General features: G+C 71.3%; 11 protein-coding genes. 4 read left to right on the forward strand and 7 right to left on the reverse strand.

The features are described from left to right. The first annotated feature begins 6 nt into the window (after positions 1-6). Positions 7-759 (forward strand): succinate dehydrogenase/fumarate reductase iron-sulfur subunit, encoded by a 753-nt coding sequence (locus tag E1284_RS07485; protein ID WP_131938260.1) that lies wholly within the window; start codon positions 7-9, stop codon positions 757-759. Between the two features lie 61 nt (positions 760-820). Continuing rightward, positions 821-1,564 (forward strand): arginase family protein, encoded by a 744-nt coding sequence (locus E1284_RS07490; protein ID WP_131938261.1) that lies wholly within the window; start codon positions 821-823, stop codon positions 1,562-1,564. 72 nt (positions 1,565-1,636) lie between these two features. Here the strand turns inward: E1284_RS07490 and E1284_RS07495 are convergent, their stop codons facing one another. From E1284_RS07495 to E1284_RS07520, 6 genes are all read right to left on the reverse strand, one after another. Further along, positions 1,637-2,611 (reverse strand): LysR family transcriptional regulator, encoded by a 975-nt coding sequence (locus E1284_RS07495; protein WP_131938262.1) that lies wholly within the window; start codon positions 2,609-2,611, stop codon positions 1,637-1,639. Positions 2,612-2,674: 63 nt separating this feature from the next. Beyond that, positions 2,675-3,361 carry a Crp/Fnr family transcriptional regulator gene (locus E1284_RS07500; protein ID WP_131938263.1) on the reverse strand — a complete coding sequence of 229 codons (687 nt, stop codon included), beginning with the start codon at positions 3,359-3,361 and terminating at the stop codon, positions 2,675-2,677. A gap of 327 nt (positions 3,362-3,688) precedes the next feature. After that, on the reverse strand, positions 3,689-4,459 hold the full coding sequence (locus E1284_RS07505) for a succinate dehydrogenase/fumarate reductase iron-sulfur subunit (RefSeq protein WP_131938264.1): 771 nt from the start codon (positions 4,457-4,459) through the stop codon (positions 3,689-3,691). Beyond that, positions 4,456-6,468, reverse strand: coding sequence for a fumarate reductase/succinate dehydrogenase flavoprotein subunit (locus E1284_RS07510; RefSeq protein ID WP_131938265.1), 2,013 nt, complete (start codon positions 6,466-6,468; stop codon positions 4,456-4,458). The genes E1284_RS07505 and E1284_RS07510 overlap by 4 nt, the downstream gene beginning before the upstream one ends. A 12-nt stretch (positions 6,469-6,480) precedes the next feature. Beyond that, on the reverse strand, positions 6,481-7,311 hold the full coding sequence (locus E1284_RS07515; protein WP_131938266.1) for a hypothetical protein: 831 nt from the start codon (positions 7,309-7,311) through the stop codon (positions 6,481-6,483). Positions 7,312-7,667: 356 nt separating this feature from the next. Continuing rightward, the gene (locus tag E1284_RS07520; RefSeq protein ID WP_131938267.1) at positions 7,668-8,282 is read right to left on the reverse strand and encodes a helix-turn-helix domain-containing protein; all 615 of its coding nucleotides are present in this window, start codon (positions 8,280-8,282) and stop codon (positions 7,668-7,670) included. Positions 8,283-8,412: 130 nt separating this feature from the next. On the opposite strand from E1284_RS07520, the gene E1284_RS07525 reads away from it, so the two are divergent. Continuing rightward, complete coding sequence (locus tag E1284_RS07525; RefSeq protein ID WP_131938268.1) at positions 8,413-8,949, forward strand: hypothetical protein; 537 nt, start codon at positions 8,413-8,415, stop codon at positions 8,947-8,949. 5 nt (positions 8,950-8,954) lie between these two features. Then, a complete protein-coding gene (locus tag E1284_RS07530; RefSeq protein WP_131938269.1) occupies positions 8,955-9,512 on the forward strand; it encodes an OmpA family protein in 558 nt (185 codons plus the stop codon). Positions 9,513-9,572: 60 nt separating this feature from the next. On the opposite strand, the gene E1284_RS07535 is transcribed toward E1284_RS07530, so the two are convergent. Continuing rightward, positions 9,573-10,421 carry a serine/threonine-protein kinase gene (locus tag E1284_RS07535; protein WP_165965162.1) on the reverse strand — a complete coding sequence of 283 codons (849 nt, stop codon included), beginning with the start codon at positions 10,419-10,421 and terminating at the stop codon, positions 9,573-9,575. Positions 10,422-10,559 lie beyond the last annotated feature (138 nt).

The raw sequence follows: 10,559 nt of genomic DNA on the forward strand, positions 1-10,559 counted from the left end.
GTAATCATGAAGCTCACACTGCGCGTCTGGCGACAGAGCGGCCCCGAGGACAAGGGGAGGATGGTCGAGTACCAGCTCGACGACATCTCCCCCGACGCCTCGTTCCTGGAGATGCTGGACGTCCTCAACGAGAAGCTCATCGCCGGGGGCGAGGAGCCGGTCGCGTTCGACCACGACTGCCGCGAGGGCATCTGCGGCATGTGCTCCCTCGTCATCAACGGCACTCCGCACGGCCCGGAGCGCGCCACCACCACGTGCCAGCTCCACATGCGCAAGTTCAAGGACGGCGAGGTCATCGACGTCGAGCCGTGGCGCGCCAAGGCCTTCCCGGTGGTGAAGGACCTGGTCGTCGACCGGTCCGCGTTCGACCGGATCATCCAGGCCGGCGGCTACATCACGGCGCCGACCGGCACCGCCCCGGAGGCGCACGCCACCCCGGTGCCGAAGCCGGACGCCGACCGCGCGTTCGAGGCCGCCGAGTGCATCGGCTGCGGCGCCTGCGTCGCGGCCTGCCCGAACGGCTCGGCCGCGCTGTTCCTCGGCGCCAAGATCAGCCACCTCGGGCTGATGCCGCAGGGCCAGCCGGAGCGCTACGACCGGGTCGTGTCCATGCTGGAGACGCACGACGCGGAGGGCTTCGGCGGCTGCACCAACACCGGCGAGTGCACCGCCGCCTGCCCCAAGGAGATTCCGCTGGACTTCATCGGCCGCCTGAACAGCGACTACCTCAAGGCGACCGCCGGCGGCAGGAAGCACTGACCGCCGCCCCCGATCTCGGCCCCGCCCGGAGTACCGGGCGGGGCCGTTCTAGTGTGAACGCATGATCACACTGGTTCCGTACCACCAGGACGAGCGGCTGCCCGACGCGTCCTTCCCGCTGCCCGGCCACGAGCTGATCCCGATCACCCGCGACCTGCCGGACGGCGGCGTGTGGCGGCGGATCGCGACCCTGTTCGAGCTCGTCTCCGCCGAGGTCGCCGACCAGGCCGCCGGGGGCACGCGGCCGACCGTGGTCTCCGGCGACTGCCTGACCTCGGAGGCCGTCCTCGCGGGCCTGCAGCGCGCCGGGGTGGACGCGTCCGTCGTCTGGTTCGACGCGCACGGCGACGTCCACACCCTCGCGAGCTCCACCTCCGGCTACATCGGCGGCATGCCCCTGCGCCAGATCCTCGGCGCCGACCCCGAGGTGCTGGCCGAGCCCCTCGGCCTGCGCCCCCTGCCCGAGGACCGCGCCGTCCTCGTCGACGCCCGCGACCTCGACCCGGCCGAGGCCGAGTTCCTCGCATCGTCGCGCGTGCGGCGCTGCCCGGTGGACGACGTGGACCTGCCGGACGGCCCGCTCCTCCTGCACATCGACGTGGACGTGATCGACTCCGGCGACCTGCCCGGCCTGAAGTTCCCGGTGCCGGGCGGCCCGCCGCGCGACTCGGTGCTCGCCTCCGTCCGCCGCATCATGGCGACGGGCCGCGTCGCCGCCCTGGACATCGCCTGCCCCTGGCACCTGCCCGAGGGCGACGACACCGCCATCCGCAGCCGCCTCCTGCACGACCTCGTGACCGCCTGACCCGCTCGCCCCCCGCGGATGCGGCCCCGCTCAAGGACGCTCTGCGCGGCTCCCCCGGCGTCGTCGCACTGTCTAGAGGTCGAGGTCGACGAGGTGCTCGACGCCCGGGGGGAGGGTGCCGGCTTCGGCGGCCTCGGCGAGGAAGGCCTGCAGGGTCTCCTGGAAGGCGCGTGCGGCGTGGGTGAGTTCGACGTCCTTGCGGTGGGCGAGGGCGATGGTGCGGAGGAGGCCCGGGCCGTGACGGCCTCGGCGCGCCTCGTCGTCGGCCAGGACGAGCGGGGTTCCGCGCAGGCCGGGGCGTCCGGCGAGGACCATGCTCGGGACGACCGCGATCCCGAGACCCACCTCGACGAAGCGGAGCACGGCGTCCATCTCGCCGCCCTCCACCGCGAACCTGGGCTCGAACCCGGCCGCCCGGCAGGCGCTGATGGTCGCTTCGCGCAGGTCGTAGCCGGGACGGAACATCACCAGGGGGCGGTTTTGCAGGTCCTCGATGCGCAGGTACGAGCGGCGCGTCGGCGACCGCTGCTCCACCGGCGACGCCACCACGAGGTATTCGCGCAGTATCGGGGTCGTGTCCAGGGGCGGGTCGCCCTGCAGCGGGAGGATGACCAGGGCCAAGTCCAGGGAGCCGCGCGTCAGCTCGCGGACGAGGTCCCGCGAGCCTCCCTCTTCGACGATGAGCTGGATGCCGGGGTAGGTGTCGTGGAAGCGGCGCAGGACATCCGCCAGCAGGCCCGCGCACAGCGACGGCGTGGCGCCGAGCCGCACCCGCCCGCGCTTCAGCCCGGCGAGTTCCTGCACTTCGAGGCGGGCGGTGTCGACGTCGGCCAGGATGCGCTTGGCCAGGGGCAGCAGCGCCTCACCCGCCGGCGTCAGCGTGATGTTGCCGCGCGCGCGCCGGAACAGGGAGACGTTCAGCTCGTTCTCGAGCGCGCGGATCTGCTTGGACAGCGACGGCTGCGCCACCCGCAGGATCTCCGCGGCCTGCGTGAAGTGGCGCACCTCCGCGACCGCCACGAAGTAGGCGAGCTGCTGTAGCTGCATCCTGCACACAGTACGGCCCGCCCCTCCGCGCGGGACGACCCGGGGCCGCCGCGCGCGGCCGGGCTAGCGGGCGTGGCGGCGGAGTGCCTGCAGGTCGTGGACGATCAGCCGGCGGCGGCCCGTCTCGATCCAGCCGTGCCGGCGCAGCGTGCGCAGCGCCTTGCTGACCGCCTCGCGGGACGCGCCGACCCAGCCGGCCAGCTCCTCCTGCGACAGGTTCAGCGTGATGCGGACGCTCTCCTCGCCCGTGCCCGTCCGGTGCGGCACCCCGAACCGCTCGGCCAGCTCGACGAGCCGCTGCGCGACCCGTCCGGTGGCGTCGAACATGCCGAACTCGACGCGCTTGCGGTCGGCGTCGCGCCAGCGCTGGCACAGCATCCGCATGATGATGATCGAGACGCGGCCGTGCGCCTGCAGGAACGCCATGAACTCGTCCGCGCTGATCGCGAGCGCCCGCACCGGTTCGAGCGCCTGCACCGACGCCGACCTGGGCAGCCCGTCGATCGCGGCGACCTCGCCGAGCACCGCGCCCGCCCCGCGCACCGCCAGCAGCGCCTCGCCGCCCTGCTCGTGGTAGGAGAACGCCTTCACCCGGCCGTGCAGCAGCACCGCGACCCAGCCGGGCTCCTCCCCTTCGGTGAAGAGCGTGTCCCCCCGCGCAAACTCCCGGACGCGGCCGCGTGATTCCAGGTCCTCGCGTTCCGCCGGCGTGAGATCGGCAAGGAACGAGCCCGGTTCGAGGGCGCTCATGCCCACCACGCTAAAGGGATCCGGGCCCGCCCGCCTCCCGGGAAGGAATCACGGTTCAATCACGCGTTGTGTGCACTTATCCCTACTGCCGCGGCCCGGCGTGCGTCAGGGTGGGTCCCGGCGTGCGCGACCGGACGGCCTTCCGGCGACCACGGCGTCCACGGGGAACGGCGGGGACGGCGGGCGGCGGTCCGGGGGCACGCCGCCCGCCGTGTTTCGGGAGCGCCGCCTGCCAGAGCGCCGCTCCCGCAGCGGAGGACGGCGGAAACGCGAACGCCCCCCGTCGCGCGGGGCGGCGGGGGACGTTCGCGAGAGACTCCGAACAGGTCAGGCCGACGGGGTGTCCTGGCCCTTCTTCACGATGCCGAGCTTGCTGCCGAGCCACACCACCGGGTCGTACCTGCGGCCCACGACCCGCTCCTTCATCGGGATCAGGGCGTTGTCGGTGATCTTGATGTGCTCGGGGCAGACCTCGGTGCAGCACTTGGTGATGTTGCAGAAACCGAGCCCGTGGTCGTCCTGCGCGATGTTGCGCCGGTCGGCCTGGTCCGCCGGGTGCATCTCCAGTTCCGCGATCCGCATCAGGAAGCGGGGGCCGGCGTACTCCTTCTTGTTCTCGTCGTGGTCACGGATGACGTGGCACACGTTCTGGCACATGTAGCACTCGATGCACTTGCGGAACTCCTGCGAGCGCTCGACGTCCACCTGCTGCATGCGCAGCTCGCCGGGCTTGGCGTCGCCCGGGTCGAACGACGGGATCTCCCGCGCCTTCTCGTAGTTGTACGACACGTCCGTCACCAGGTCGCGGATGACCGGGAAGGTCCGCATCGGGGTGACGGTGATCGTCTCCTCCGGGTCGAAGGTCGACATCCGCGTCATGCACATCAGCTTCGGCATGCCGTTGATCTCGGCCGAGCACGAGCCGCACTTGCCGGCCTTGCAGTTCCACCGGACGGCGAGGTCGGGCGCCTGCGTGGCCTGCAGCCGGTGGATGATGTCGAGGACGACCTCGCCCTCGTTCACCTCGACCGTGTAGTCGGTGAGCTCGCCGGAGCCGTCGTCCCCGCGCCAGACCTTGAACTTGGCCTCGTAGCTCATCGCTCGCCCTCCTCGTCGTCCTCGTCGTCCGCGGCACCGGCGGCGGTCGCGCCGGACCCGGCCGCGGCCTCCGCCGCCGCGGTCTCGACCTCCTCGGCCAGGCCCTTCGGCAGCTCGTCGGCGGTCAGGTACTTCTTCAGCTCGTCGTTCTCGAACAGCTCGAGCAGGTCCTCGCGCATCGGCACGAGCGGCTGCCGGGTCAGCTCGACGTGGGGGGACGCGGGGTCGCCGGCCAGCTTGCAGACCAGGTTGACCTTCCGCCACTCCGCCGACATCGCCGGGTAGTCGTCGCGGGTGTGGCCGCCGCGGCTCTCCTGCCGCTCCAGCGCCGCCTTCGCGACCGCCTCCGACACCAGCAGCATGTTCCGCAGGTCCAGCGCGAGGTGCCAGCCCGGGTGGTAGCCGCGCCCGTCGTGGACCGCGACCGGCTCGACGCTGACGTTCGCGACCCGCTCGCGGAGCTTGCCGAGCGCCTCGACGGCCTGCTCCAGCTCCTCTTCCTTGCGGATGATGCCGACCAGCGCGTTCATCGTCTGCTGCAGTTCGGCGTGGACCTCGTACGGGTTCTCGCCGCTCTCCCGCTCGAACGGGGCGAGCGCCTCCGCCGTGGCCGCCTCGACCTCGGCCTCGGGGACGGCGGGGCGCGCGGCCAGGGCGTCCACGTACTCGGACGCGCCGAGCCCGGCCCGGCGCCCGAACACCAGCAGGTCCGACAGCGAGTTGCCGCCGAGCCGGTTGGAGCCGTGCATGCCGCCGGACACCTCGCCCGCCGCGAACAGGCCGGGGACCTTCGCCGCGCCGGTGTCGGGGTCGACCTCCACGCCGCCCATCACGTAGTGGCAGGTCGGGCCGACCTCCATCGCCTCCTTGGTGATGTCGACGTCCGCCAGCTCCTTGAACTGGTGGTACATCGACGGCAGCCGCCGGACGATCTCGGCGGCGCCGCCCGGCATCCGGTCGACGACGGTGAGGAACACCCCGCCGTGCGGCGATCCCCGTCCCGCCTTGACCTCGGAGTTGATGGCGCGCGCCACCTCGTCGCGGGGCAGCAGCTCAGGGGGCCGCTTGTTGTTGTCGGGGTCGTCGTACCAGCGGTCGCCCTCCTCCTCGGTGGTGGCGTACTGGTCCTTGAAGACCTCGGGGATGTAGTCGAACATGAACCGCTTGCCCTCGGAGTTCCGCAGGACGCCGCGGTCGCCGCGGACCGACTCGGTCACGAGGATGCCCTTGACCGACGGCGGCCAGACCATCCCGGTCGGGTGGAACTGCACGAACTCCATGTTCAGCAGCGTCCCGCCGGCGAGCAGCGCCAGCGCGTGCCCGTCCCCGGTGTACTCCCAGGAGTTGGACGTGACCTTGAACGCCTTGCCGATGCCGCCGGTCGCCAGCACCACCGCGGGCGCCTCGAACACGACGAACCTGCCGGTCTCGCGGACGTAGCCGAACGCGCCGCAGATCTTGCCGTCGGCGTCCGTCAGCAGCCGGGTGACCGTCGTCTCGGCCCACACCTTGAGGTTGGCCTCGTAGTCGCCGTGCTCGGCGTGGTCCTCCTGCTGGAGGGCGACGATCTTCTGCTGGGCGGTGCGGATCAGCTCCAGGCCGGTCCGGTCGCCGACGTGCGCCAGCCGCGGGTACTCGTGCCCGCCGAAGTTGCGCTGGCTGATCTTGCCGTCCTTGGTGCGGTCGAACAGCGCGCCCCACAGCTCCAGCTCCCAGATGCGGTCCGGGGCCTCCTTGGCGTGCAGCTCCGCCATCCGCCAGCTGTTCATGAACTTGCCGCCGCGCATGGTGTCGCGGAAGTGGACCATCCAGTTGTCTCTGGCGTTGACGTTGCCCATCGCGGCGGCGGCGCCGCCCTCGGCCATCACCGTGTGGGCCTTGCCGAACAGCGACTTGGAGATGATCGCGGTCTTCTTGCCCTGGAGGCGAGCCTCGATCGCCGCGCGCAGCCCGGCGCCGCCGGCGCCGATCACCACGACGTCGTACGAGTGCCTCTCGATCTCAGTCATGATTCCTTGGCCTCAGTTGAAGATACGAGGGTCGTTGAAGACGCCGCCGGCGACGAACGCGACATAGGCGTCGGCCACCACCAGTGAGCAGAGCGTGATCAGCGCGTACGTCCCGTGCTGCTGGTTGATGCGCGACACCCAGCCCCACATCCGGTACCGGAACGGGTGCTTGGAGAAGTTCTTCAGCCGCCCGCCGACGATGTGCCGGCACGAGTGGCACGACAGCGTGTACATCCACAGCAGGACCACGTTCACCACCAGGATGATGGTGCCGAGCCCGACGCCGATGCCGCCGTCCTTGCCGTGGAAGGCGCGGATCGCGTCGTAGGTGTTGATGAGCGAGATGACGACCGCCGCCATCCAGAAGTAGCGGTGCAGGTTCTGCCCGATCAGCGGGAAGCGCCGCTCGCCGGTGTACTTGCCGTGCGGCTCCTTGACCGCGCACGCGGACGGCGACAGCCAGAACGACCGGTAGTACGCCTTGCGGTAGTAGTAGCAGGTCAGCCGGAACAGCAGCAGGAACGGCAGCGAGATCGCCGCGAACGGGATCCAGCCGCGGGTGCCCGCCGGCAGGAACGTCCCGAACTCGGCCGCGGTCCCCGTGTGCCCGTTCACCGTGACGCTGTCGCAGATCTCGTTCAGGCACGGCGAGTAGAACGGCGTCAGGTAGTGGTACTCCGGCACGTAGAACGCGGCCCCCCAGAAGGCGCGGACCGTCGCGTACACCACCCAGATCGTGAAGAACACGAAGATGGAGACGGGATACAGCCGCCAGTTGTCCTTGCGGAGGGTTCTTTCCTTGATCTGGGCGCGCGTCTTGGCCGGCGCCTCCACAGTGCTCATCGATCGCTCTCCTGAGCTCGGGTCGTCGTGTCCCCGTACCACGGTCCGCGCGCACCATGCGGCCGCCGCCGCCCTGCCGTCGGCATCATCGCGCGCGCTCGCGCCATGAGCCGCCGGCCATGCCTCCCGGCCGGGGCCGCGATCGGGCGGCAGCGGCCGTTGACGCATGCGGGCGGTGACGCCTCGTGTGCGCTTCCAGCGGTGCGACCCTACGCCACCCACCGGGAGCTGTGACATACATAACAGCCAGACCCGCATGTGAGTCTGACCACAGACTTTAGCCCGCTCACGGGCGCATCGCAGCGTCCGCCGTCCATAACCACTCGTTATGGCGCAGCGGAATCGAGACGAGCGCGCTACGGAATGACCGAGCGGTCGCCGAGCACCCTGCCGAGCACGGTCCGGGCGAAGTGCGCCTCGGCCTCGCTCGTCCTGCCGGTCCCGTACACGCGGAGGACTTCGGCGAGTTCGGGGAAGCGGTCGGCGATGAGATCGGCGGCGGCGTCGATCTCGGCGGCGGACGCGACCTCGCGCAGCAGCGCCTGCACCAGGCGCGCGGGCTCCCCCGTCCGCCCGGCCGCGCCCTCGCCGGCCTCGGCCGTCCGGTCCCCTGCGGCGCCGTGTCCGGACTCGGCCATCCGGAGCCCGGACGTGGTGGCCGCCGTCTCGCCCCGGATCTCCTCCAGGCGCGCTTTGACGTCGGCGGCGGGCAGCGCGGCGAACCCGGGATCGGCGACGAGGTCCTCGACGGCCATCAGCCGGTGCAGGACGGCCGGGTTGCTGATCTTGGCGCGCTGGCCGGACATGAGCTGCGACAGCATCGGCGCGGACAGCCCCAGCACGCCGGCGAGCCCGGACTGCGACAGTCCGAGCCGGCCGAGCAGCGGGCGGACGCGGTCACCGAGCGGCTCGCCGTACCACTCGGTCTGCAGCGCGCGGTTCCGGGCGACTGCGTCCTCGGCGACGCTCACCTCTGCACCCCCTTGACGATTCACAGATGCAAACGATAGATTCACGTCCGCACACAGAGGTGCGGTTCCGTGAGCCATGCTGCCACGGACACCGCTGTTTGCATATGCGACGAACCGTGGAGGACCGACCATGCGCCTAGCGGCCGCCATCACGGCGACCCTGCTCCTCGCGGCCGGGCTGTCCGGCTGCTCGATGCTCGGGGACCGGTCATCGGGCAGCGGCTCGGCGGCCTCGGTCGGCCGGGCGAGCTACGACAACGCGACGAAGCCGGTGGTGAAGGGCACCTTCGACAGCCCGATGACGAAGGGCGCCACGGTCGACATCGCGATCATGGGCCTGAAGGCGAAGGGGGAACTGGCGACGCTGACCGTCCAGCTCACCCCGCACGTCCCCGCCACCGACACGCGCCGTATCAACGCCTACGGCCTCAACGGCGAGCGCGGCCTCGGCACCTCGCTCATCGACCCGGTGAACCTCAAGCGCTACCTCGTCGTGCAGGACTCCGGCGGCCGGGAGCTGGAGACCGACGACATCTTCACGAAGATGACGAACGACCAGGCCACACCCTTCTACTTCACGTTCGCCGCCCCACCGGAGAGCGTGAAGTCCATCGACGTGCAGATCGGGTCGTGGCCCATGTTCCGCGACATCCCGGTCGAGCGGTGAGCCCCATGCGCCGACCGGCGATCATCACGGGGGTCCTGGCGCTCGCCCTGACCGTCCCCGCCACTGCCGGCGCCGACCCGGGCGTACCGCACGAGAACCTGGCCAAGAGCGTCCGCTCCATCGATACGGGCAGAGCCGTACACGGCATCGACCTGTCGAAGGCGGTCGTCGCCCTGGAGGAGGAGCACACCGACGGCGAGCAGGTCACCGTCCGCCTCTCGGCGGACGTCCTGTTCGACTTCGGCAAGGCCGTCCTCACCCCCGCGGCCCGCCGCCGGATCGCCGGCCTCGCTCCCCGCCTGCGCGACGCCAAGGGCACCGTCCAGGTCGCCGGGCACTCCGACTCCATCGGCGACGAGGCCTACAACCTGTCCCTGTCCGAGCAGCGCGCCAAGGCGGTCGAATCGGAACTGCGCCAGGCCCTCCAGGGCACACCCCTGCGTATTGAGGCCAGGGGCTACGGCGAAACCAAGCCCCTCACCCCCGAGGAGAAGAACGGCAAGGACGACCCCGAAGCCCGCGCCGAGAACCGACGCGTAGAGATCACCTACGACAAACCCTGACCCCGCCTCTCCCCCACGCCGGTGATCGGCACGGCTCCTCGGGATTGACGGCGAACGCGGTCAGCGGGGCGGGGGGCCGAGGTGGTCGAAGATCTGCAGGGGCTCGCCGTCCAGTGTGCGGACGGGGAAGCGCAGCTCCAGGCGGCATGCGGCCAGAGCATGGCGGGCCATGTCGGCGTTCCCGGGACGCTGGGCGGGGTCGTCCGCGCACAGCCGGGCGATGACCGCCCAGAGCGCCGGCGGCACCCCGGCGGGCGGGGGTCCGACGCGCTGCCGGGGCGCAGGGTCGCCCGCGCCTGTCAGCATCCGCCAGCCGACCATGCCGGCCGCGTACAGGTCCTGGCGCGGTCCGGGGCGGTTCCAGTCGAGCACCTCGGGTGCCAGGTATCCGGGCGTGCCCACGGTGAAGCCGGTCGTGGTGAAGCGCATCCCGTCGTCCCCCAGCGCGATCCCGAAGTCGGCCAGCCGCACGTGCGGCGCCCCGACCGGGCTCGGCTCCAGCAGCAGGTTGGCCGGCTTCACGTCCCGGTGGACGACCCCCGCGCCGTGGATGTGGCTCAACGCGGCGAGCAGCTGATCGAGCACCTCCGCCGCGTACGCGGGCGGGAGCCTTCCGTAATCACCGAGGAGGGTCTCCAGCGAGCCACCGCGCACCAGGTCCATCGCCAGGAGAACGTCGTCGTCCGTCATGCACCACGCGTAGGGCGTGACCACGTGCGGATGCGCCAGCCGCAGCGCCCGTTCGCGCACGACCCGCAGCATCGACGTGGGACCCCGCCGCCGGACGAGCTTGGCCGCGCAGTACCGCCCCTCCGCGCGGTCATGGGCACGCCAGACCCGGCTCGTCCCTCCCATGCCGATCCGGTCCAGCATGGTGAACCGACCGCCGATCACCCACCCCGCGTCCACGGGCACCGATCGTACGGAAGACGACCCGATCCGGCCGCCCCGGATCTCGGACTTCTGTCAACAGAACGGGCGCTCCGGGCATCCAACAGGGGAGGCGCGTGCTCCCCGCGCATCCCGCCCGCCTCCATACAATGATCA

Origin of the sequence: Actinomadura bangladeshensis, assembly GCF_004348335.1 — a bacterium.
Lineage (GTDB): Bacteria > Actinomycetota > Actinomycetes > Streptosporangiales > Streptosporangiaceae > Spirillospora > Spirillospora bangladeshensis.